The sequence below is a fragment of the Endozoicomonas numazuensis genome (assembly GCF_000722635.1).
Classification (GTDB): domain Bacteria; phylum Pseudomonadota; class Gammaproteobacteria; order Pseudomonadales; family Endozoicomonadaceae; genus Endozoicomonas_A; species Endozoicomonas_A numazuensis.
Window position 1 is genome coordinate 714789 of record NZ_JOKH01000002.1, and the last position, 24636, is coordinate 739424.

The 24636-nt window shown below is 46.0% G+C and carries 13 protein-coding genes and 4 pseudogenes; 5 read left to right on the top strand and 12 right to left on the bottom strand.

What is annotated here, in order from left to right; all coding sequences use genetic code 11:
- Positions 1-49: 49 nt before the first annotated feature.
- Positions 50-622 (bottom strand): urease accessory protein UreG, encoded by a 573-nt coding sequence (gene ureG, locus GZ78_RS10525; RefSeq protein ID WP_236631526.1) that lies wholly within the window; start codon positions 620-622, stop codon positions 50-52.
- A 49-nt stretch (positions 623-671) separates the two neighbouring features.
- Here ureG and GZ78_RS10530 point away from each other — a divergent pair.
- The 5 genes and pseudogenes from GZ78_RS10530 to urtE all read left to right on the top strand — a co-directional run.
- Positions 672-1001, top strand: a pseudogene (locus GZ78_RS10530) (urea ABC transporter permease subunit UrtC); the annotation flags it as partial.
- Positions 1002-1097: 96 nt separating this feature from the next.
- Positions 1098-2498: an IS1380 family transposase gene (locus tag GZ78_RS10535; protein ID WP_051786143.1), complete on the top strand. Its 1401-nt coding sequence runs from the start codon at positions 1098-1100 to the stop codon at positions 2496-2498.
- A gap of 183 nt (positions 2499-2681) precedes the next feature.
- Positions 2682-3293 (top strand): annotated as a pseudogene (locus GZ78_RS10540) (ABC transporter permease subunit); the annotation flags it as partial.
- Positions 3286-4107, top strand: coding sequence for an ABC transporter ATP-binding protein (locus GZ78_RS10545; RefSeq protein ID WP_034835268.1), 822 nt, complete (start codon positions 3286-3288; stop codon positions 4105-4107). The pseudogene GZ78_RS10540 and the gene GZ78_RS10545, both read left to right, overlap by 8 nt.
- Before the next feature lie 57 nt (positions 4108-4164).
- Positions 4165-4860 (top strand): urea ABC transporter ATP-binding subunit UrtE, encoded by a 696-nt coding sequence (gene urtE, locus GZ78_RS10550; protein ID WP_034835269.1) that lies wholly within the window; start codon positions 4165-4167, stop codon positions 4858-4860.
- Positions 4861-5738: 878 nt separating this feature from the next.
- Here the strand turns inward: urtE and GZ78_RS10565 are convergent.
- From GZ78_RS10565 to mrcB, 11 genes and pseudogenes are all read right to left on the bottom strand, one after another.
- A complete protein-coding gene (locus GZ78_RS10565; protein WP_034834897.1) occupies positions 5739-6992 on the bottom strand; it encodes an ISL3 family transposase in 1254 nt (417 codons plus the stop codon).
- 187 nt (positions 6993-7179) lie between these two features.
- A complete protein-coding gene (locus GZ78_RS10570) occupies positions 7180-8025 on the bottom strand; it encodes a hypothetical protein (RefSeq protein WP_034835274.1) in 846 nt (281 codons plus the stop codon).
- Positions 8026-8260: 235 nt separating this feature from the next.
- Entirely contained in the window at positions 8261-11362 is a 3102-nt protein-coding gene (locus GZ78_RS10580; protein WP_201772701.1) for a transglutaminase-like domain-containing protein, read from the bottom strand.
- A gap of 149 nt (positions 11363-11511) precedes the next feature.
- Positions 11512-16527 (bottom strand): IgGFc-binding protein, encoded by a 5016-nt coding sequence (locus GZ78_RS27395; RefSeq protein ID WP_051786042.1) that lies wholly within the window; start codon positions 16525-16527, stop codon positions 11512-11514.
- The gene (locus GZ78_RS10590; protein ID WP_152558659.1) at positions 16524-19241 is read right to left on the bottom strand and encodes a carboxypeptidase regulatory-like domain-containing protein; all 2718 of its coding nucleotides are present in this window, start codon (positions 19239-19241) and stop codon (positions 16524-16526) included. Before GZ78_RS10590 ends, GZ78_RS27395 begins: the two co-directional genes overlap by 4 nt.
- Positions 19242-19511: 270 nt before the next feature.
- The gene (locus tag GZ78_RS10595; protein ID WP_034835282.1) at positions 19512-19823 is read right to left on the bottom strand and encodes a YqcC family protein; all 312 of its coding nucleotides are present in this window, start codon (positions 19821-19823) and stop codon (positions 19512-19514) included.
- A 76-nt stretch (positions 19824-19899) separates the two neighbouring features.
- Positions 19900-20280 (bottom strand): annotated as a pseudogene (tnpA, locus tag GZ78_RS10600) (IS200/IS605 family transposase); the annotation flags it as partial.
- A 13-nt stretch (positions 20281-20293) separates the two neighbouring features.
- Positions 20294-21451, bottom strand: a complete 1158-nt coding sequence (locus GZ78_RS10605) for an IS4 family transposase (RefSeq protein ID WP_034835285.1) — start codon at positions 21449-21451, stop codon at positions 20294-20296.
- A gap of 111 nt (positions 21452-21562) precedes the next feature.
- Positions 21563-21643, bottom strand: a pseudogene (locus GZ78_RS28300) (IS200/IS605 family transposase); the annotation flags it as partial.
- Positions 21644-21785: 142 nt separating this feature from the next.
- On the bottom strand, positions 21786-22160 hold the full coding sequence (locus GZ78_RS10610; RefSeq protein WP_081869787.1) for a tetratricopeptide repeat protein: 375 nt from the start codon (positions 22158-22160) through the stop codon (positions 21786-21788).
- 20 nt (positions 22161-22180) lie between these two features.
- On the bottom strand, positions 22181-24457 hold the full coding sequence (gene mrcB, locus GZ78_RS10615; RefSeq protein ID WP_051786044.1) for a penicillin-binding protein 1B: 2277 nt from the start codon (positions 24455-24457) through the stop codon (positions 22181-22183).
- Positions 24458-24636: the final 179 nt, after the last annotated feature.

Sequence of the window (24636 nt, forward strand, 5' to 3'; positions counted from 1 at the left end):
GCGAGTCTCCCCGGCATAGCCGGGGGTTTACCTAATGATTAATTAAACATTACACACTGACGGAGGTCGGTTTGCGATCTTGCTTTTCAGGCATTTTCGCTTCCAGCATGCCTTTGTCAACTATAAAGTCGATCACGTCCCGAACACCCTGCTCAGCCTTCAGGTTTGTGAACAGAAAGGGTCGATCACCACGCATCTTTCTGGCATCTCTATCCATGACTTCAAGAGAAGCGCCCACCATAGGCGCCAAATCGATCTTATTGATGATTAACAAATCAGAACGAGTAATGCCCGGGCCACCCTTGCGAGGAATTTTATCTCCGGCAGAGACGTCAATGACATAGATAGTGAGATCTGACAGCTCCGGACTAAACGTTGCGCTGAGGTTATCACCACCGGATTCAACCAATACCATTTCCAGACCAGGGTGCCGCTGACAAAGCTCATCCACTGCTGCCAGATTCATGGAGGCATCTTCACGAATCGCTGTGTGAGGGCAGCCACCGGTTTCTACACCGATGATTCGATCCTCTTCCAACGCTTCATGACGAATCAGAAACTGAGCGTCTTCTTTCGTATAAATATCATTGGTCACTACTGCCAGATTGTAGTTCTGACGCATTGAGGCACAGAGTTTGGTGAGCAATGCAGTCTTGCCTGACCCTACCGGTTTTGCCCTGGGCGGCTATGCCATGGGAATGTACCTGATGCGCCAGATCGGTGATCGCGGCGTCTATGGCAACCCAGAACTCCCTGACTTCATGGTGTTTCTGAACTGGCAGGAATTGCCCTGGTACTGGCAGGGATTTGACTCGCTCTGGTTTGCCATGTTGATGGTAGCCCTGATTCCTGGTCTTTTGGCCTTTCTGTTTGGCTGGCTGGCTTTCCGATCCAGGGTCACTGGCGTATACCTGTCCATCATCACTCAAGCTCTGACTTATGCCCTGATGCTGATGTTCTTCCAGAACGACTTCGGCTTTGGAGGCAACAATGGTCTAACCCGGATAATTCATAAAATAAGCAAAATTTGCCCTCAGCCCTTGATATAAATGACATTGCCACCAGAGTATTCCGGACACACCAGTTCGGAACTTGTGATGGATCAACCTGCTCAAGAAATACTCAAATTTCATCCGGTCAACGGCAAAACACTGAGAGCTGATTTTCAGGGTGGCGAGTTATCATCTGATTTTGGGACCATTTTACTGCGCGAAACCATGCTGCATAGCGGTCTCATTTCCAAGCTGTCCAACGCGATTGATGATAAACGCCACCAATCCTACATCGACCATCCCTTGCAAGACCTCCTGACCCAGAGAGTTTTGCAGATGGCCTGTGGTTATGAGGACGCCAACGACAGCAACTATTTGCGCAAAGATCCTATGTTCAAGCTTGCCGTTGGACGAAACCCGCTGAGCGAAGAGGGTCATTTAGCGTCAGCTCCGACGTACACCAGGCTTGGGCAGTCAATGACCAAAAAGGACATCTACAAGATGGCCAAGGCTCTTGCTGAGCATTTCATCAGCAGTTACGAGCTACCACCGATGGCAGCCATAATTGATCTGGATCACACGCCGACCATTACCCATGGTGGTCAACAAATGAACCTGTTCAATGCTAAATATAATGACTACTGTTACCTGCCATTACTGATATTTGAAGGACTCAGCGGCAAGTTGATTACTGCTGTCTTGCGTCCGGGTAAAACACCTACAGGCAAAGAGAACGCCGCCATTCTTAAGCGCGTCATTCAGCTGATCCGACGGAGGTGGCCGAAAACGTATTTGCTGGTTCGGGGTGATAGCCATTTTGCCCAGCCTGAGCTAATGCGGGTTGTTCAGGATGATCCGCATTCCGACTATGTGCTGGGCAAAGGGGCAGGCCATAAAACAGCTCTACGACCCAAAGCCAAAGAGTTACTGGATGAGGCTCGACAAGCACTCAAGGTCAAGACCGGCCTGGCCAGATTAAACAATATGCCAATACCCGAGCGGCTCAGGCTTTACGGAGAAGCAGAGTATCAGGCCAAAAGCTGGAAAGGCCTGGATACACGAATCATCTACAAGGCAGAGGTCAACCAGAAAGGCGACAATCCTCGTTTTATTGTGACATCGATAAAAGAGGCTTCTCCTGAGGTCATTTATGAAGAGCTTTACTGCCCAAGAGGCCAGGATGAGAACTTCATCAAGCATCTGAAAAGCGACCTGTCTGGTGACAGGCTATCAGACCAGGGCTTTCTGGCTAACCATCTGAGGATGTTTTACGCCTGTGCTGCTTACGTTATCCACCATGAGTTAAGAACCAAGGCCCTGAAAGGCACAGAACTGGAAAAAGCTCAGCCCTCAACAGTGATTGCGAAGCTCTGCAAAATTGCAGTGAAAGTGGTCGAATACAAAGATCGGATCAAGTTACATCTGCCTCGTAGCTGTCCATTCAGGGGGCTTTTGCGGCATGTGACAGAAGTGTTTTATTCGATGCCGCCACCCCGACCGGGATAAATGACTCTGCAGGCACTCAATTGAGTCAAAAAGCGACCAGATGAAAGAGCTCTGGGGGGGGGCGTTTATTTGGAATTGGAGGTTTAGCGATAAATCTATCAGCCAAGCGTGCGTCTTGCTTGAAAAGTTGGTGCAGGAGGTCAATTGAAAAGTAGTCCGGCCAAAAAACTCAGATCCAAGCCCCTTGGCAAAGGCTCGAACCTTGTTTATGAAATATCCGGGCTAACCGACTTTAAGGATATTCTCGGTTTCAGTCTGCAAAGTGATATAACCAGAGTCGTACTTCTGATGTTGTCAGCACTGGCTCTTGGGCTAGGTTATTTGATTTGTCGATGGCTGGTGAGTTCTCGCTATGGACGGGTTTTAATGGCCGTGAGAGATGCAGAAAGCCGGACACGCTTTATTGGCTACCGAGTGGAACATTACAAACTGGTAGCCTTTGTAGTTTCTGCTGTATTAGCTGGCATTGCCGGAGCACTTTATGTTCCTCAGGTTGGCATTATTAATCCGGGAGAATTCTCTCCCATCAATTCCATTGAACTGGTTATCTGGGTGGCCGTTGGCGGACGAGGCACGCTGTACGGTGCCATTATTGGCGCACTGATCGTTAACTATGCCAAAACCTGGTTTACCGGAGCGATGCCTGACGCCTGGCTGTTTGCCCTGGGTGCACTGTTTGTTATCTCTACGCTGTGGTTACCCAAAGGGGTTGTGGGTCTGTATGAACAGATCAGGCAAAGACTCGCTAAACCTTCAGCCCGGACTCAGGAAAAAGAGGTCGCTGATCATGGTTGATAAGCACATACCGGATGATACGTTGCTGTACCTTAACAATGTCACGGTCAGTTTTGATGGCTTCAAAGCTCTCAACAACCTTTCTTTCTTAATCAACAATCGGGAGCTTAGAGCCATTATCGGTCCTAACGGAGCGGGTAAAAGCACCATGATGGATGTCATCACCGGTAAAACAAGACCGGATACCGGCGATGTGCTGTTTAACATGAGCAAGATTGCATCCCCGGGAGAAACGAAAAACCTTTTCGGACGCTCAAGACTGAACAAAGGCTCTATTGACCTCACTCAATATGATGAAGCCGAAGTAGCCAACCTGGGTATTGGTCGAAAGTTTCAGAAACCATCGGTGATCGAGAGTCTGACGGTCTGGGAAAATCTGGAACTCGCTCTTAAAGGTCGTCGATCTCCTTTTGAATCCATGTTTAAAGGCCTTTCTTCAACAGGTTCCAAAAAAATTGACGAAACTCTTGAAAAAATACGCCTCAAGGATCGCCGGGACCTGACGGGAGCTTCCTTATCTCATGGGCAAAAACAGTGGCTCGAAATTGGTATGTTATTACTCCAGGATCCCAAGCTCCTTCTGATTGATGAGCCTGCTGCCGGAATGACGGATGAAGAAACGTTCAGAACCGCTGACCTGCTCAGGGAACTGTCAGAAGAGCGAAGTCTTGTGGTAGTCGAGCATGACATGGCATTTATCAAAGCACTTAACTGTAAAGTTATGGTACTGCATGAAGGCAGTGTGCTGGCAGAAGGGTCGCTGGATCATGTTCAGCAGGATCAACAAGTCATCGACGTCTATCTGGGAAGATAGCCTTAAGCCAGGAAAAAAACCACAAGCCAGATAAACAGCCCTGAGCTGGAGAAAAGCATGCTTGAAGTTCAGAACATTGATGTATTTTATGGTGCCAGCCAGGCACTTAAATCTGTATCGCTGACGGCCCATAAAGGTCAGGTCACCAGCATTATGGGGCGAAACGGTGTAGGGAAAACCACACTGATTAATACGGTTGCCGGACGTGTCTTAGCCACTTCCGGGCAGATTCTCTGGAAAGGGCAATCAATAAACAGTCAACCTTCTCATCAAAGAGCCCGACAAGGGATTGCCTACGCTCCCCAGGGTCGACAGATATTTCCTCTGCTCACGGTACAAGAAAATCTTGAAACCGGTTTTGCCTGTCTGCCACGGTCAAAACAGAAAATTGACCGGGAAATATACGACTTATTTCCAGTACTGTTAGATATGAGACATCGCCGTGGAGGCGACCTCTCTGGAGGACAGCAACAACAGCTGGCCATTGCCAGGGCGCTGATCACCAAACCAGAGCTTTTAATTCTTGATGAGCCCACCGAAGGTATTCAGCCTTCCATCATCAAGGATATTCAATCCTTCATCGGGATGCTCAGAGATCGAGGAGAAATGGCCATCCTGCTGGTCGAACAATACTTTGAATTTGCCCGGGATTTAGCCGATCAATATGCTGTATTGGATCGTGGAGAGCTGGTTCTGTCAGGTGCAGGCAATGAGATGAACGAAGATGAAGTCAGACGACTGATGACTGTATAAAACGATTCAGATGAGTACAGACAGACTATCTGCCTGTACTCATCGAAAACCGAGTGGCTTTCATAGTACTGAGAGCTTAAATCATGCATTCTCCTGTCTGAACAAAAAGTAAGATCAACAGAATGAATGGTTCAGCTGCCATTCTTTAATACTCTTAATTCTCTTAAGTAGTTCTTCCCATTCAGAAAAACATGAGAGACTTTAGCTATATAATCGATCAACTATCGACCATCTAATCACAAACAAAGCACATAGCATAATCAGATACCCTATCAATATCTCAAAATATTTTTTCTTATTGTCATAGTACTCATACCACTTCCTTAGAGCATATACTCTTTTCTTCCATACCCCATAGGTCAGCATAACAGCATAAAGCAGTATGCCTATATCAATTACAAGTAGAACTGGATCCATTAAGCATTCACCTCTTGCATACCTCACTGCCAGCTGCCGGGATTACAGCACCTCCAGCCAAGAATGAAATATACGAAAACAGCAAAGCAGCACAGAGCTCGGGGTCAGGGCGATTCATGATGCCGGATCCACTCCGGTCATACGAAAACAGCAGAGAGATTATGGCCGAGAGCTCTACACGATACGAAAGATTAGGTCGCAATTATCTGGGTATGATTCATTTAGCAGCTTCAGTTCTTTGGCTGACTTAATTGTCAACACCCTCTAGCATCTCTACAGGTACTTATAAATTTCATCAGGAAATACTACATACCGTATATACAGCGCAAATATACCTAAGAGGATATAGCCTATGACATATTGATAAAACATCGACCTATTTTCTTTATAAAACCATTCCCCAAATGCATAGATCCTCCCTTTGATTAAGGCATAGATAACCATACTAAAATAAAGCCTCGTCAGTAAAATCTGTGGGTCATTTCCGGTTCAGGCAGCTTGCCGAGTGCATGATATAAAGCGATTTCTGCGCATTTATAGGTTCTGAATCCGTATGATTTTCTCGTAGTGAGTTTTATCTTGGTATTCAGACCCTCAACAATACCGCTGGAATACGCCTTTTTTGCCCGGAACCAGTTCAGGATGAGAGGCTTGTGTCGTCGAACAGTTTTAGCAACTTTTTTCATCGGCTCTATCTTTGATCGCATGACTCTTGTACACCAACGATCCAGATATTTTTCCGCCCAATGTGGTGAAATGTACTCCCAGAATGCCTGAAATTCTTCTCTGAGCAGGTAGGCTCTGACGCTTTTCAGGTTGTACTGAAGCACGGTGTTCAGCTTTATCTCTTCTTTCTCTGTGAGGTTTTCTTTGCGCTTGAGTAGGCACCAGCGTGTTTTTTTCAAAACAGGCTCATAACCATCGGCCTGTAGCTGCTTATGTTCAGATGCCCGGACTTCATCAATAGCCTTGTTCAACATGGCCACGATGTGGAAGCGATCCAGGATGTGCAGTGCCTGACTGGCACATTCCGCGATGGCTTTTACGTAGGGCTTCCACATATCAGAGCAGACATACTCCAATCGCTGACTACGCTCCGTACCAAAGAAAGCGAAGAAGCTTCGAATCGTAGCCTCTGTACGCTCCTGACTAACCCACAATAATCGTGTGCAACCGCGATCAATCTGGTAAACGACAGTCAGGTATTTATGGCCTGTCTGGTAGGCAACCTCATCAACGCCAATAGCCCTGACGTTATCGAGTGTACGGTGGGCCTTTCCCCATTCAACAACGTACTCAACAGCATGAAAGACTTTCTCCCATGAAGTACTGAAACTACTGGCAACCTCTTTCCACGATAACTTTTTTGCCCAATGTGCGAGGAACTGCATGTAAACTTTGGTCAGCTCCTTCTTGCCATCAGCCCATGGAACCTGTTCAACCTTTACACCACATGAATTGCATTCCACCCGTCGCATTATGTAGAGCAGGAAAACCCTGATGCCCCAGAGAGGGATAAACTCGAAGCGACGTTCAGCAAGATGATCATAGCCAGGAGCAGGCTTCTGGCATCCTGAGCAGATAGCGTGACTGTTCTTTCGTGGAACAACGGTTACATTGAATACTTCAGAACCTTGATAGAAGCCGAGCTTTACATCTTGATAAACAAATGACTTGAGTTTATGAACTTTATTGAGGATAGTTTTAATCAGCATCAGTGGTCACTTTTGTTGTTTTTTTGTCCATCAACAAAAAACTATCAAAAGTTTGCTACTGATGCTTTTATCTCAAAATCTGTTCATTTTTACCCACAGTTATCCCTGAAGAGCCAAAATAAAGAACAATGGCAACATCAAATATTATCAATAGGAAATAAGCCAGCTGAGTTTTACTCATAACATATCACCCTTTACAGATTTTACTTTCAGCTACAACTACAGCAGCTTTCGAAGCTAAAAGCCCTGCATACATAAGGGCAATACCTATCAAGGGACCAGTTAAGAAAAATATCCCAAGCAAACTCACAAATACGGATAAAGCTATAAGGGCTCCAAGCCCATTACATTTATGATCAATCGCCAAATAATCAAGAACAGTCTTTACGTTCAAAAATGCGGCTATGCCTACTGAAAGTACTCCAATAAGACCTTTTCCAATTACCCCAAAAACAAAACCAATACACCCAAGAATATCGAGAGCATCATCACTGAGGAAACCACCATTAGCCCCACCACTGATCTTATAAGCCCCGGCTCCCGTTTCAGGATCAATAATCAGGTAGCCTGCACCATTCCAACCATTCAAGGTAATATTACGCTCGTGGGCTGTTACGGTCTTTCCAGCCAAGACACCCTGTCGGATTTCCTGCTCAACTTCAGTCGCCAAGGTTATGCTGGCAAGTGCCTGATCAAGATTATCCCGAGTAATGGTAAATACTTTCTGGCCTTCAGCTACCGCCAGAGTTAGCGCTTTTACAGCACTCACGCCTTCTGCCGGAGAGTCTTCCGTTGAAAATATCTGTTCAGGTACCAGATGCTCCATCGCGGAGCTATTGGTTCCAGTTCGCTGGTTGTAGTCTGCCCAAAGCTTTTTATCATTCTGCTTATGAACAGCCATTGTCATATAGTTATCCACATCCATGGCCAGTCCACCCATTTTTACATCCCTGGGCATACCAAACCAGTATAAAGGGGTGACGCTGGTCATAAACAGACCAAAACTGGGGGCACGGTATGGTATCAGTCCCAAGTACTCTAACTTCGTAACCACCACTCAGCAAAAGCAAGAACAAAACTAATTGCCATCCAAGCAATTCCAAAACGACTGACAGGCTTTTTCACTTCCAAGCTAATAACTATTAAGAGAAGTCCACATATTGCACCGATTATAATCGGCCAAGATATTTGTAATGCATAAAGTGCCACAATATATAGTGAAAGAGTAGTTTGTATTACGACTCTTTTAGGCCTGAATAACATATGGTTCATTTTTTATCACCAGCACACAACGGAGTATTCAAAATCCAGTCCTTCAGATATACACCACCGTAGCCTAAAATGAAAAGCCCTATAGCTGCACCAATAGGTCCAGCAACTAATGCCAAAAGACCAATAACTAACACATTAACAACTGTATATAGGATGGAAAAAATAACTGCTGCTGTTGCATCTCTACACTTCATAGATAAATCGTAAATGTTCATTGCAAATGCAAGAAAAAATAAAACACCTCCTATACTTGAAAAAACAGCTGCCACACCTAATGACCCGGCAATGATTGCAAGAAGCTCTTTAATAAAGAAACCTATACCAAGCCACTCAAACACTTTAGAAACAAGCTCAACAAAACCACCATTCTGACCACCACTTATTTTATAAGCTCCTGCCCCAGTATCTGGATCAATGATTAAATACCCAGCTCCAACCCAGCCCTTATAAGCTATATTTTTCTCATGAGCAGTAATGACCTTCCCAGAATTCACCCCCTGCTTAATTTCTCTCTCTACATCGTCTGACAGCTTTAGAATTTGCATTGCTTCTTCTAAGTTTTCACGAGTAATAGAAAGAATGCGCTGCCCTTCTTGAGCAGCTATAAGCAGAGCTTTCATTGCGCTTACTCCATATGCAGAGCTCTCACTTGTCGAAAGCATTTGTTCAGGAACAATGTGCTCCATCACAGAGCTTCTTTTACCTATTGAAAAGTTATAATTACTCCACAGCTTTCTTTCATTACTTTTGTGCACTGAAATTACGCTGTAATTATCTACATCCATTGCAAGGCCGCCAAACCTCACATCTCTCGGCATTCCAAACCAATATTGAGGTGTAACATTAGTCATAAACAAACCAAAACTCGGAGCCCGAAATTGAATGACATCACTATTTTTTGATGACACTTGGTCGTGTACATCATTCTGAGCAAAATAGCTCAAAATAGTTGCGTATAAAAGGTCACCGACTACGCTATGTTGTGATAGAGCATCAAATTCAGCATTTGATAATTTATCTTTGGTTAAACTCACATTTTTTTGCAGCTTGCTTGCCTCCGATTCAGACACCCCCTGTAAATCCAACCCAATAGCCCGATACTCACCCGCTACCGGTTTGTTATTCGCTGTCGTCCAGCCATGCGTTGGTGAATACAGGCCCAGTGTACTGTACAACTCTGTACCCATTTTCCCTGCCCCGGCGGTGAGTTCTACTTCACCGTCCAGAGTGAATTCAGCCGTCATATCGATCAGGTAACCGGGAAGGGTATCCGGCAATTGTGATGGATCTATCGGACTGCCATCGTCATTTGCCTGGGGAAGATATTTCTCGATAATGGCTTCGTCTTCTTCTGTACTGGGTCGGAAGGACAGGGCCAGTTTTTTACCGGCCAGCTTGACGGTAGGCTGCTCAAAGTTAAACAGGCTTACATCCGGGTTGCCATAAAGCTGGGTCTGGAGCTGGTACTTGAATTTGTGGCGCAGTTTTTCTGGTACTTCTGCAAAGCGTTCGCTGGTGACCAGCACTTTGTAGGGCAGGCCTGCTGCCAGAGGAGCCGGTGGTTTTACCTTGACTTCCTGTAGGCCCAACACTTGACCGACGGTGGCATCGGGATTCTGATTGGTGATGTAGTCCTGCAGTTTTTGCTGGTAGTCCTGCAACTGCTGTTCTATAGCCATCTGGGGCAGGTTCTGTACAAAACCCTGCTCTTCATTAATGGTTGAATTGGCTTGAATTTCATCAACCAGAGCCTGGGCATCAAAAGGCACCTGCTCTTGAAGGTCCATGCCTTTAGTAAATTCATACTGTTTAAAGCTGGCATCCATAGGAATCCAGTGATCGCCCTGTCGATTCTTCACACCCCGACTGGGTTCAAAATCGACCCAGGCTTCTACCCAGGTGTGTTCCATACGAATGTCGGTGACCTTGCCACCGCGCAACAAACCTGTATTGGGAATACCGCCCTGTCCCATAAGGTTCTGGGCAGCGGCGGGCACTTCGACTCCACCCACCCAGTTCATCACTTTATCCGCTGGCACTTCAATGGTGCCGTAGGCATAGCGAGCCGGAATGTTTGCAGCACGCAGCAGGCCAATCAGCAAACTGGCAATATCAGTGGCATTGCCCCGGCGGGTTTCCAGAGTCATGGCCCCGCCCTGAATCGAGCCGTAACTGGGAATAAAGCGGATATTGTTGTGTACCCAGGCGTAAATTTCAGTCGGGTTATTGTTCAGATCAACCGCCAGTTGTCGTATTTCATCATTAATCTGGATATCCATAGTATCAGACAGGTGTTCTTCTGATACCTGATTTCTGGCCTCCAGTGCTTTCTGAACCGAATCGGGCAGTATACCGGCTGACACGACCATAAGCCCTGCTACAGGACTCATACCCAGCACATTTTCCAGTTCGCTAAGGGTGACCGCTGGCTCGCGCACTTCACTGTCCGGTGTGCCGAAAGGCAGTTTATTTGGATCGAAAGGCGCATAGCTTTTCTGGAACTGTTGCTGATTCAGAAAACGCCCCAGCTCTTCCCAGCCAGACTGCAACTCCACATCATTATTGGTGTTCTCCAGCTGCTGATAATATCCGGAGAACTGGCGGTACTGCTCTTTGAATTGTTCCATAGCCTCCTGATGACGCTCCAGAGCAATTGCAGGCAGGTCGCGGTTTTTCAATTCAGTTTCGAGGTTCTGCCATTCCGACCATGCTTCTGTGTAAGCTTCATCAACTCCTGAGTAGAGAGTCGTCAGTTTATTTTTATCTGAAGTCATGAGGAATTTATCCCCCAACCCAATGGATCGGGTAATAGTGGCCAATAAACCTTCATTCGCTCGTTCCCTGAAACGAATACCTGGCTCATCATCGGCGACCCACTCTTTCAGCTTTTGCAGCCTGTGGGCGAGCTTCTTCTCAGGGGTGCTTTCCATCATGGCGGTCAGGCGTCGTTCATACTCCGCCTCTTTTTCTATATTGTCCGCCATTGCCTTGCCTGTGGGAGACAGGAAGAAAACAAAGACGAAGAGCGACGAAAGCAACAACGACACGCCTTTGCCCAGTAGGCCCTGGCGAAACGACTCCATTACCTGAACAGACATTCTTTACTCCATGTAATTTTTATAAGTCTGAGTATGTTTAAAATTAACCGTACTTCCACGCTACCGCTGAAGGTTGATGCCACCATAATTATCTGGCCAACCCAGCGATGCTTCTATTATTTTTCGACCTGCTTATCAGGCAGTCCCTTTCAGCGACACTGTAAAGGAGGCTCAACCTTCAAAGTAAAGTACTGAATAGCAGTATCCCCGCAACCATCTGATACCCGTACAATCACAGGGTATTCGCCTGGTATGGGATGTTCCCAGTTGATCACGCCTTCTACACTGATACTCATACCTTCAGGATACTGATCCAACTCAAAAATAGGCGCGTTCCTGTCCTGGGTGACCGCAACCTTGTACCTATAGGGTTCAATTTCCAGAACATGGGTCATGGGCTCAGAGGTAATGGTTAACTTAACGGGGTTCCTGACCAGACTGACTTTATCAATCAACCCACCCAGACTGTCTGAAAGGCCGGTGGCCTTAAAAACCAGCTCGGCACTATCGTTGGAGGCAACCACCTCATAGCGCTTGGTGATCCAGCCTGTATCACTGCCATCCAATGTATCCAGCCGTTTTCCATCCCACCAGACTTCCACCTGGTTGGTATCACCCGGTGAAACCTCCCTGGTTTCACATTGAAACCAGGTACACTCTTTCTCGTTATAAGTAGACACTCTGGGTGTATAACTGAATTCGAGGGTATAACTGTCTCCGGCGCTCGTTCTGACGACTTGTGTCGCTTCAGCGTTTTCGTGGGCATCCAGTTCCAGTCTGGATCGGCCTTCCTTAGCACGAATGCCTGCAACTTTACCAAACTGGATTTCGAAGGGTTTCTGACCATCGCCCTGCCAGCCAGGAATGGCATCAAAGAACCCGGAGCGGCCATAGTGAATAGAGGGATGATCTTCAAACGAACCATTGGTCATCTGATTCTTAAAAGCACTATCATCAAATGGGCAACTCAGGCTCACATTATCAATAAGCCCGCCCACACCGTCTGATGTACCGGTAGCTTTCAAAGTCAGTGCTGTTTTCGATTCACTGGCGGTTACCTCATAATGTTTACTCGTCCAGTGACGATGTTCAGCCGAGATCGTATCGATTTGTTCATCGCCCCACCAAACTTCAATATCATTGGTATCTTTTGGCCAGTGAATACTGGGCACGTAGCCCAGGGTCAGATTGTACTTCTGCCCTACCCGGGTCGTTATATCCTGGCGAATCGCACTGTTTTCATAACCGTCCAGCTTCAGAGCTGCATCACCATGAACGACCCAACTCTTGTCATAGAAGGTTCTAAAGGCGTAGTCCTTACCCCAGATATAATGCTTGAGGTATCTGGCTACATGCGTATCTCTCCAGTGGTCATCATCTATCTGGTGGTTTTGCCCATGGATCCAGTCTCTATGCTTCCAGAATTTATAGTCATTCTCCGCAAGCCATCCTTTGCGCTTCCAGGCGTTGTATCTCCAACCTGTTCGGCTTTCAAGAATTTTGAACGGTTCAGCACCTGTGGCTCTCCAGCCAGGTATATTAGAAAAGAGCCCCCAATAAAACTGGTCCAGGGCACCGTGTTGCTCAAAGGAGCTATTTTGTACAAGATTATCAAAACGACATGAAGTGCACTTTAACTGAACATTATCAATCAACCCGCCAACACTGTCGTTTTCACCCACTGCATGGAAAGCCAGCTTCGTCAGGTTGTATTGTGCCGCCACTTTAAATTGCAGAGTCTTCCAACCTGCCCTATTGCCTTCAAGGGTCGTGACTTTTTCATGTCCCCAATACACATCAATGTTATTTGTGGTTGAGTCACTGTCGCCTTCCACACGTGGAGAGTAATCAAGACTCAACAAGTACTGATCACCGGGCGCTGTTTCAACCCATTGCGCAATCAACGCATTACGGTGCGCATCCAGCTCCAATATCGCTTTACCATCCGTAGCGGTCTGGGAAACTCCGTTGGTTTGAATTTCAAATCGGTTTTTCAGAGCCACCCAGCCAGGTATATATCTGAAGACTCCCCAGTCGCCGTAGTTCAGATATCCGTGACGCTCAAACGATCCATTAACCAATAAGTTAGAGCTGTAATGAGAATTTTTTACTTCCGCAACGGGTACTTCTGCAGGACAGACAAGTGTATAACCTGCATTGGCTAATGTTACTTGCTCACCGTCTATCACCGTTTGCAATACACAGGCATGTCCACCAGGATTTAGAGTGTCGGTAGCTATCGGATGCGTATATTCAGCTGTCACACCAGAGTTTAGAATGACTGAAGATTCGCCCAACACGTTAGAGCTTTGTCCTCCGATATCCACCATTAAACGACTCATAGACAACTCAGTAGAGGTTTTAGTGCCACTGTTTTCAACAGTGAAATAACAGACTTGAGGTTCACCTATGATCAGTTGACTCTGGTCAGCCGTCACCTTTCCTCTTAGAGCAGTCAGCATGCTTTCCTGCACCCTGAACTCTGCCTGGGACATGACAATTTCATTCCCGCCCTTTTCTATCAGTCTGGCGACCACCTGATAGGAGCCTTCCACAACCCCCTTGAGCTCGATAGCACTGAACCTCTGTTGTACTCCGCCCGATGCCAGTTCAAGCATATCCATGACTTCACTGAAAATAATATCCCCATCCGGTGAAATAACATTGATATGGAGCTCTGAGGCTTGGGCTACCGCATTGACAGACAGGTTCTGAATCAGATTTTCAGCGTTAACCCTGTCGGTTGTGTGGTAGACCTGCTTGTCGGTTGTCGTTCGGATGTTGATAATCGTAACCTCTTCCCCTCCTGAACCAGAGGCCCGGATGGTGAAGGGTTTGCTGGCAGTAGCCACTTGACCCGTAAGATCATCTTTCACATGGATACGGGCAATATATTGACCATTAGCCGTATCTGACGTATTCCATAGGCTTTGAAAACTGACCGAGTTTCCTGAACCTATTCCGGGTAGATTATTTCCAGAAACTTCCGCAACTTTATTGCCTTCAGTATCAAAAATTGAAATATTCGCTACTGCAGAACCCGTCGTTGTGCCTGTATTCTGAACGACAGCGGTGAGCATGACATTAGTATCTGCAGGATACTGGTTACTGTTCGTACCGATGGATGGCAGGTAACGTGATGACAGTACATCGATCACTTGTTGTCCCAGAGACTGATAGACATCATTACCGTTGATATCCCGGTAATATAAATCAAGAGCTTGTGTCACCACTCTTGTCTCACCTGGCACAGGGTTCTTGAAAGTAATGTCGTAACTCAGGTCTTCAATCTGATCAATGGTGATATCGTCAAATCGCCACTCAATAAGCGTGCTTCCATCCTTTTGGCTGACGCTATCGGGTTTAATTGAAAAAGAGCTACTGACAAGGTCGATGTCTGCCCCTGACAATTGACTGATGACCTGAACATTGGTCAGTCGTTTTTTATCACTAAGGACGATCTCCCTTTTAACCTTGTTTCCAGCCCCATCGCTGATCACCAGTATCCCGCTGGCCGGTAAGTCTTTATTAATGGCATTAAGAGTGAACTGCACCTTTAACGCACCAGGAATAAAGTTCTTTGTATCAAGAGCCAGGTTTTCTGAACCTTCTTCAAGCTCAACCCTGAAAATACCCGTATCACGATCAATCACACCATCGTCATTCAGGTCCTCACCTTCATCCAGCTCATCGTTTCCATTGATGTCTTCAGTCCGACGATCAAGCGTATTGTTTTTATTCAGGTCTTCACCGGCATCAATGAGTGAGTTGAGGTTCAGATCTTCAAAATCACCTGCAATACCTTCAATGCTTCCATCAAGTTCAATGAGTTTAACGAAAGGAGCAAAACTGTCACCCGTGGAGTTAATCAGATCAAAATTCATTCCTCCCGGGTATCCGTACGAGTCATAACTGCCAAAACCGTAGACATAGATACCAAAGGGGTTCGGACTGGAAATAGTATGAGAACCTTCAGACACCTTGATTTGTGCTCCACTGAATCCACTATTACCAATATCCTCAAACTTGTCTGGCGCAATAGCCTCGCCATCAAGAACAATCGAATTAGTATTATCTTTTGGAACAACGACATTGACATAGTTATTAACAAAACCCAGTTTCTCTTCGAGAGACGCAAAGGTATAACTTTTTAAAAATTGCTCAGCAGGAGGTACCAGCATCATAAAAGGGTCGGATATAACTCCGTCACTGCTCTGCCCTTGTGAATATTGAGCAACAAGAACAGGCTCACTGCTTTCTATGACAGAGCGGGTGCTTAATACTTTCTCAACAAACTTCCCTTTGGCCAGGGTTTCAATCACCTCTCCGTTAATTTTAACTTCTGTATTATCAGAAGAAGCTAATATACGGAAAACATCACCACTTCTCCGGGTTGCCAGAGGGACGGTCAAAAAAGATTTACCCCATGTTGATACAGGGGGAAGCATTTCCACCAGGTGATCGCAGGCTGATTTTGTCACGGGTACGTATGCACATTCAGCGCCACTAAAAACAGCAACAGGAGTAGAAGATTTGATTAATGTTCCTGTCAGATCACCATTACCAGGATCATTGAATAAAAAAACTTCATTAGCGTCCAGCGTCATCGTAAAAGGCTCACCGGCTAGCCTGCCATGCGCGCTGAGTATGGGAGTAATGGTCACTACCGTGCCATCGTAAATCCCGGTGACTGAAAATTCTGATGGTGCGTTTCCACTGTAACCCCTATAACTAAGAATTGAGTATTCAGTACCCAAAGTATCTATAGATAGCCCATAAAAAGCATCTGTAGTATATCTTCGCTGGTTTAAACCATACACAGCGACTTTGACATCACTTGTTACACGTACTCCAAGATTTGATATACCGTTAACGCTTGGTTCATCGACTTTGGAGGGGAGCTCTATGCGAATGATAGTGTTGGGTTCAATCGAAAAGTCTTTAACAAAGTTGAGCCCGGGAATGTGAACTGCGCCATTAGCCCTCTCTTCACTGGAGATAATGACAGACAGGCGAGCACTACCATCAATATTCGGCATAAATGACAAAACATAATTTTTGCCATTATTATTGCTCGCATGAGCACTAATACCTACCAAAACACTAAACAATACAAAACCGAAAGCTATCGCCAACGTCGGGATGAAATATTCCTTAATTCTCATTGTTCAACTCCCTTGATTTTGACGCCAATGGTTATTGTTCTATCTCCATCAGGAGTAATCACCTTCTCGGATATACTTTGTTCGGCCTCAACTCGAACAGAAGGAGCCACCTCTACACTGATTCCCTTAATATCTGGAGATGATAGTGAGCTACTCAACTCAACAGTAAACGGATAGCGTCCGCTCTCTTTAAAGAGGTGCTCCATATCCAACAAAACAATCGACTTTTCTGTATCGTTCCCCGTCAAACTCAGTACTTTATCTACCTCTTTAATAATGTCTGAGTCAGTGTCACGCCAAATTGTTTTAAAAGTGAAATCAGATGATTTATTTGAGCGATTAACAACATTAGCCGTTAATATCAGTCGTTCAGTAGCACCAACATGAGAAAATGCTTTGTTCAACCTGAGATTGACCTGAGCTAATGCACTGGTCTCAACAATCGTAATACTGGTGTATTTCTCAGTGAGCAGCTGCTTTGTAAATTGGTCATATGCAGACAGCTTGATACGATACCTGCCCGCAGGTTTATTCGCAGTAAACCAGTTTGCATCTATAGATACCGTTTTCTCAGGCAGAATGACTATGGGGTCGCCAGGGCCAACACCACCTGTCATACTTCCTACAGGTGTCGCAAAAAGAATCCTGTCCGCGCTGTCCAGCACTTCGATATACATTTGCGCTGTCTTCGGTACATCCCCAGCATTATTGACAGTCGCTGTAATTGAAACAGGCTCATACGCTGAAAAATGAGCGCTTCCTGCTCCCAGTTCAGTAATGGCAAGCCCTCCCGAATCAGAAGGAGCTAAAGAAACATTGAGCTGCAGTTTTCCATATTCTTCCATGTCTACTTCTGGCAGTTGACTCCAATACCCGGAAGCACTGACCAATAGTTTAAATTTCAGGTCCTTTATGTCATCAAGAGTGTATGACCCGTCAGAAAGCGTTCTTGTTGTTTGATTTAAACCATCAATAGCTACAGCAGCATCCTGAATCGGAAGCCCTGTAACAACATCGAACACTTTTCCAAACAAGGTACTGCGCTCGTCTTCTCCTTCAGGTTTTTTAACAAGCTGCACACTGCCTACATTCACCTTATTCCCTGCGTTTGCTATAAATTCAAGCGACCTGGACTCATAACCCTCCTTTGCAACAGTCAGGGTAATCTTTCCAGCTTCCAGATCATCAAGAACAAAAAGGCCACTCACTCCGGTTAAAACAGAGACAGCAGAACTTTGTGCGTTAACATTGGCATCCGAAATTGCTTGACCCGTATCTGAATCAACCACCACGCCATTAGCAGAAAGCTTAATGTTGTCAGGTTCCCCTTGCCCTACAAGAGAAGGTGAAAAGATCACTCTCTTTCCCGCTTCCATAACAGCATTCGCAGAAACTTCACGATACCCGGCTGCAGTCACCTTGATCTTGTATTTGCCCGGCTTCAATTCAGCCTGGTATCGCCCTGAACTGTCACTGATAATTGTGAATGTATTGTCACCACTCTCGTCTGCCAACGACAGGCTTGCACCACTTATGGCTTTATCAGACTTTGCGTTGAGAATTGTGCCTTCGATGACTGCTATATCGGGCACAGTTTGAAGCCTTACCAAACCAAGGTTTACTATCTGGCCCTTTGCCACTTCTGCTGTCTGCTGCACTGTCTGGTAACCAGCAACTGAATAGGCTATTTCATGATTCCCGGGGTCAATGTTTTTAATAACAAAATAGCCCTGGTCACCTGTTTTGGACTGCTTATCCTCTTGCCCTTTGACGGTAACAACAACACCACTCAATGGAAGGTTTGGACTGACAGAGAATACTCTTCCACTGAATGTCCCCATCGTTGGTTCTTCAGGGAAGGTGATATTGCTCGCGAGGTAGAGGGCACGAAGAGACAAGGCTGTTACAAAAACATCGCCTTCCCAGGACCCATCAGGCAATTGATTAGCTTTCAGCTCATCAACCTGGGTTTTATAAAGACGAGAGTCACGAATTTCGGGAATAATTGCGAGCAAGGCAATGGCTTTTTGCCAAGATTCGTTCAAACCGGAAGCAGTAGAAGGATTTTCTAACAGGTACTGCCCCATTTTTTCCAGAGCATCGGGAACATTGGTGTATTTAAACCTATATGGCTGAAGCGCTTTATAGACAAAAGAAGTGGCAGATATGGAAGGTTCATTAGAATCATAGACAGAATAGGCCCCATTACTAACTTGCTTCTCTAACAAGTATTGTATGGCAGCTACTTCCGCTGTTTGAACTTGCGCATCTTGTGAAAGTACATAAAGCGCAACAGCTGTGTCGAGAACGCTACTGCTGTATCCCTTATTACTACCAAATCCACCATCCTGATTTTGACGACTCAGGATTTCTTCCAGTTCTGCTACAACAGAAACACCCTGCCTGATCTTATGGGATGTAATAGCTGATAGAGATTCAGTATCAAGACTCTCCGAATCAAAACTCTCCAGGTATTTTAGTGCATTAGCCTGGATAGAAGAGTCTGTATTACCTAAAAGACTCAGTGTAATAACAGCTTCAACCGTAGACCTTGAAACACTGGTTAGATCAGACTCTGAATAAATACTTCCATTGTCTGCTATACTCTGTTTAAGAAACTTCGCATCAAGAGCCCACAGACTTCCAATATTAAGAAGAAAAAGAAGATTGATAGCAAAACTCAAAAAACATGAATACTTGCTTCTCTTATACACGCCGCTATCCCTTGCATATTTTTATTATGTTGAATGAGTCGAGCTTCGCTTCAACTTAATCCAATTCACTATTATTAGTTCATGTTGCGTAATCCATAATCACAACAAGGTATATTGGCGCAAAATTATACGACAATATTATTACGAAGATATTAAAATAGAAAAATTTCGGGCAAGGGTATAACACTCGCTTTGAGATCTCAAGCAAGTCACATTCTTGATAATCTCCCTACGGTGTGCCTGCTCAGCATATAAGCAGGCACACATCCATCAATTCATTAACTGATCAAAACGCTCAACCAACACTAATAACTGAGTGGCTTCTACTTTCTCAACCACCAAAGCTTCTTCTGCATAAGGCTTGATATTGGCACCTTTTGGCAGAGCAGCGCCCTGATCCAGAATGGCACTAACCCTGGGAATAAATAGCCACTGCAACCACTGGGTAAACCCCATGGTATCCATACAAAAAGGGGTTGTACTGGCCATAGCCTCTGCTGACGGCGGCATACTCTGCCAGCAGTTCAACCTTTTCAACTCTTCTTCCAGAGATACCAGTAATGCTCTAACTTCTGTACTCATGACTTGCCGTATATCATTTAGTTAACTGACCTCCGGCAGAGCCGGAGGCTTATTAGATGACGTCCTCAAAGGGCTTTTATTGCGCCCAAGGGCGCGGTTCAAAACCAAACCTTAGCTGGTCACGTGATTCATCATTCTTTTCTTGATTCCGAATATATTCTCTGACCATATCCTCATCAAGACCAACTGTACTGACGAAATATCCTCTTGCCCAAAAATGCTCACCAGAAAAATTCCGCTGCTTACCTTTGAAGTGCCTCGCAATAGCTATTGCACACTTCCCTTTCAGATAACCTACGACGTAAGAAACAGAGTATTTTGGTGGAATACTGATGCAAATATGTACGTGATCTCGCATCAAATGCCCTTCTATAATTTCACACTCTTTTCGCTTGGCGAGTTCATGAAATATCGCTCCCAAAAACTTTCTCAAACTGCCATAAATGACCTTCTGCCTCACTGCTGTCCGGTTAAACATATCCAAGCTCCAGCTTTCCCTGATTCTGGAGCAAGCTGCCCCCGCTTTTCTCCGGAGGATCACTGAATAACTCCAGAAGAGAACGACGACCGGTCAGATTAAGACTGATTCTCCTGGCTATTTGCTGTAACGACAGCTGGCAGCGTGTTGTGATCTGGGCCAGGCGTAGTAGAAGGTAGGCAATCATTGCTGTCAGAACCTGAATTTTCACTGCGTTCTCACTTCTGCCAATGAACCGCTTAATCTTCAGATTCTGTTTAATCCACTTGAAGAACAGTTCAATCTGCCAGCGAGATTTGTACAGGGCAGCAATTTCAACCGCTGTTCTCTTCAGGTCATTACTGATAAATACCAGTACTTTGCCGTCTTCCTCACGGTGAATTTTGACTCGTCTCAGGTAGGTTGGACAGTCTTTACGGCCTTTGTCAGAAGAAAGCCTGATGATTTGATCTTCAAGGATAAAGTTTTCCTTCGTTGCACGAGTTTCAATGACTTCGTAGACCGCAGAGCTCTTCATTCTGCCAACGAAAAGAGTACCCTGGCAGGTCATCTCGTAATACCAGCTGTAGTCATCATAGGCCCGGTCAAAAACATAGGTAACACCCGCCATAATGGGCAGGTTCTGAGCGGCTTTACGATCATTCACTTTGGCGCTGGTCAGTTCGAAGAAGGTCGGTGTATCTGCCTCCGGGTCATAAACCGTGTGCAGCTTTATGCCGCCCTTGGTTTTCCTGAAATGAGCCCATTCAAACTGGTTTACATTCAAGTCGATGGTTGTGGAGTCAATCAGACGTACCATGTCACTGGCCGCTCCCCGTGGCAGATGGCTTTTGACCTTTTGCAGCAGAAAGAAAAAAGTCTCTGAGAAAATGCTGGCGGACCGATGACTGTTGGCGTCCGACAGTGAAGAGCGCTTTATGCGAGAGACGCCCAAATGGTAATGGTGGCTGTGGCAGGTGTTGAAGTTCTCAACTAAATCCCGAATCGAGACCCGACTGGCCAGTTGAGCAAACATCATGGCGACCAGCTGAGTCCAGCATGACAGAGTTCTGATCCGATGATCACCATTGTGACGGTCAACCACCTTCTGGAATTGGTGGCGGGGAATGACTTTGAGCAACTGTTGGAAAACGCTGTTATGATGCTTCATGCCTGTCTCTCTTGGTCTGTGAAATAGCTGTCTCGACAACTTCTATTTTACTGTAAACCAACAGGGACAGGCACTTCCCAGTTATTCCGGATTTTTAACCGGACAGCAGTGCTTCTGCCTCTTTTTGGGAATAAAAACTACGTGATACTTACAATCCCATCGAGTATGGGTCAGACTTTTGTAGTCTGGCATAAGTTAAACCTCTTGGTTCTTGGCGGAACCATCGAGGTTAGCTACCGAAGGCTCGGTATAACCTATGCGAGTCTCCCCGGCATAGCCGGGGGTTTACCTAATGATTAATTAACGCTATTGTATCCCAATGATCAATATCTGATCACCCAAGGTTGGCCAAAAATGCATTCAATTGTCGTTTCAAACCATGGTTGGGACCCAGACTGAGAGCTCTTCCTGCCAGCTCCCGAGCCTGATCATATTGCCCTTGTTCTTTTCTCAGTTGAGCCATCAGGTAGTAAACGGATGGATCGGTCGGGCTGATCCTCATCGCTCTGGATAAGGCACTTCCGGCCCTGCTCAGTTCATCTTCAGCCATTGCATTCCATGCCTGATCCAGAAGAGTACCCACGGCATCCGAACGATCAGAATAAGGAGAGCCCCCGCCCAAAATAGATGGCGATATGTAAGCTATCTGACCGCTACCGGCACACCCTGTTAAAAGAACGGCAAATAGCAGAGGTATTAATCGTTTCATTTTTGTCTCGCTATGGGCATTTATTCAAACCATGACTTTATGGAATCAAACAGGGTTTTGACCGGTTCGCTCACGGCTCGACTACACCCCTGATACCCTTCAGGCTCTGAACCCTTAATGTAAGGAACTTTGACAGCACCTTCACAGCGTTTGCCTGTTCTCACATTGGCTGCGGGCTTTGTCCAGACATATTCGATCTGCTCACTGTTCAAAGACTGTACTGACTTAATAGGCACCTGTTGCATAAACCGCGTCCAGACTCTGAGTGCACCACTACTACCCGTCAGATTTGTCGGACTGTTATCGTCATTTCCCAGCCAGGTAACCGCCATCAGGTTTCCTGTAAAACCGGCAAACCAGCTGTCTCTGGAATCATTGGTGGTGCCACTTTTTCCTGCCAGCTGTATATCCTGACTGATACTCCAGTATGCCCTGCGCCCCGTACCTTCTCTCATGACCTCGCCCATGGCATGGCGCAAGAGCTCCATAGGAGCAGAATTAAATGCCCTCTCTACAGAAATACTGTAACGCCTTAATGGTTGGCCCCGAGCATCAACAACAGCATCAATAGCACGCAACGGCATCTTGAAACCACCACTGGCAATGGTCTGATACATCGAAGCAATATCCATTGGAGAAAGGGATGCAGCGCCCAGCATGACTGAAGGATACGCCGGCAGTTTTTTGTCCACTCCCAGACGCTCAACCGTATTCAGAACATTATCCAGACCTAACGCCATACCTGTCTGGATCGCAGCCTGGTTATAGGACTTGGCCAGAGCTTCTTGCAAAGGCACCATCCCTCTGGATTTACCATCGTAATTGGAAGGCTCCCAAAGTCCTCCCTGTCCGTCGTCTACCTGAATGAGCTTATCTTTGACAGGTGTCGTTAAAGTAAATCTTGCTGGTTGCTCCAAAGCAGTGAGATATATTGCTGGCTTCAGCAAGGATCCCACGGGACGTCGTGCATCCAATGCCCGGTTAAAGCCAACATAACCCGGATTCCTGTCACCTACGACTGCCAGCAGGTCTCCGGTCTGAGCCGAAGTCACTACCATTGCGCCTTGAAGATCAGGACTGTCTTTATCCAGCTGACCAACTGTTTCGGTCATACTTTTCTGGGCATAGCGCTGAATAATAGGGTCCATATTCGTGAAGATTCTCAGGCCCTCCGAGGTCAGATCACGTTCATCGTAATCCTCTCTTAGCTGCTTCTTCACCATATCAATGTACGCAGGGTAGGCACTGGTATTGAGTTGCTCCCGTGTGACAACGCCCAGAGGCAGTTTCTTGGATCGCTCAGCTTCGGATTGAGGCACAATACCTTCTTCTGCCATTACATCCAGAATCAGATTTCTTCGCTCTTTTGCTCTTTCGGGAAAACGCCTTGGATCGTAATAGGATGGACCTTTCACCAAGGCTACCAGTAGAGCTACTCGAGCAAGGCTTAATTCCTGAATAGGCTGGGCAAAATAGAAATGACTGGCCAGCCCAAAACCATGAATAGCCCTTCGGCCATGTTGCCCCAGATAAACCTCGTTGAGATAAGTCTCCAGAATTTCATCTTTGGAGTAATGAAAATCCAACAGTACCGACATAATGGCTTCGTTAATCTTGCGACTCAGCGTTCTGTCATTACTCAGATAAAAGTTTTTTACCAGCTGTTGGGTCAGGGTACTTCCGCCCTGAACAACTCCACCAGCTCTCAGATTGACCAGAAAGGCTCTGGCAATAGAGCTTGGAGAAATGCCCCAATGATCGTAGAAATTTTTGTCTTCTATCGCTAAAAGAGCTTTGATCAGAGGCTTGGGAGCCTGTGACTCACGTATGAGAATACGATCTTCAAAGGTTGAAGGATAAATACCACCAACGGGTTGAGGATCCAACCTCAATAATGGGATATTTTCAGCAGCCTTCCCTTTCAGACTGACTACTTCGTTGCCAGAAAATGCGACATTGGCATACCTCGAAGCCTCAGCCCCGTCTGGAAAATGAAACCCCCGACTGTAAATTGTGAAGCGGCTGCCGGTGCGGGCAAAAGTACCCGGTCGCCTGACATCTCTAACGGCCTGATAGCCCTGACGACGAAGTTGAGCCTGAAGCTCATTCGGATTGAGAAGCTGCCCTTCATAGAGTTCCAGTGGGCGTGCGTAGACCTGAGCAGGAATCGCCCATTTCTTACCTTCAAACTTTTTAGTAACCACTGCATCCAGATAAACCGAGTAGGCAGCCAGCAGAATCAGCCCCACCACTCCCAGTTTTATAAGAACTGAGAGCCCGCGCCTTAGCTTCCCCATTTTGGGAGCCTTTTTTCTGCGTCTTGAGGATTTTCCTCTGGACGGTGCTTTTCTATTTGTGACCATAGTGCGAGATTATACGCGATAGTTTTCCGTAATAGCTCTATGGTTTGCCGTGTTTTTGCCTCAAATTACTGACGGGTCGGGAAACTTCATCACGTGTCGAGCTTATTGCTCTT

Coding starts and splice junctions, on each gene's coding strand:
- mrcB (WP_051786044.1), bottom strand. CDS start 24,457: ATGGGGAAGCTAAGGCGCGGGCTCTCAGTTCTTATAAAACTGGGAGTG.
- GZ78_RS27395 (WP_051786042.1), bottom strand. CDS start 16,527: ATGAGAATTAAGGAATATTTCATCCCGACGTTGGCGATAGCTTTCGGT.
- GZ78_RS10595 (WP_034835282.1), bottom strand. CDS start 19,823: ATGAGTACAGAAGTTAGAGCATTACTGGTATCTCTGGAAGAAGAGTTG.
- GZ78_RS10580 (WP_201772701.1), bottom strand. CDS start 11,362: ATGTCTGTTCAGGTAATGGAGTCGTTTCGCCAGGGCCTACTGGGCAAA.
- GZ78_RS10535 (WP_051786143.1), top strand. CDS start 1,098: ATGGATCAACCTGCTCAAGAAATACTCAAATTTCATCCGGTCAACGGC.
- GZ78_RS10610 (WP_081869787.1), bottom strand. CDS start 22,160: ATGAAACGATTAATACCTCTGCTATTTGCCGTTCTTTTAACAGGGTGT.
- urtE (WP_034835269.1), top strand. CDS start 4,165: ATGCTTGAAGTTCAGAACATTGATGTATTTTATGGTGCCAGCCAGGCA.
- GZ78_RS10605 (WP_034835285.1), bottom strand. CDS start 21,451: ATGAAGCATCATAACAGCGTTTTCCAACAGTTGCTCAAAGTCATTCCC.
- GZ78_RS10545 (WP_034835268.1), top strand. CDS start 3,286: ATGGTTGATAAGCACATACCGGATGATACGTTGCTGTACCTTAACAAT.
- GZ78_RS10565 (WP_034834897.1), bottom strand. CDS start 6,992: ATGCTGATTAAAACTATCCTCAATAAAGTTCATAAACTCAAGTCATTT.
- ureG (WP_236631526.1), bottom strand. CDS start 622: ATGCGTCAGAACTACAATCTGGCAGTAGTGACCAATGATATTTATACG.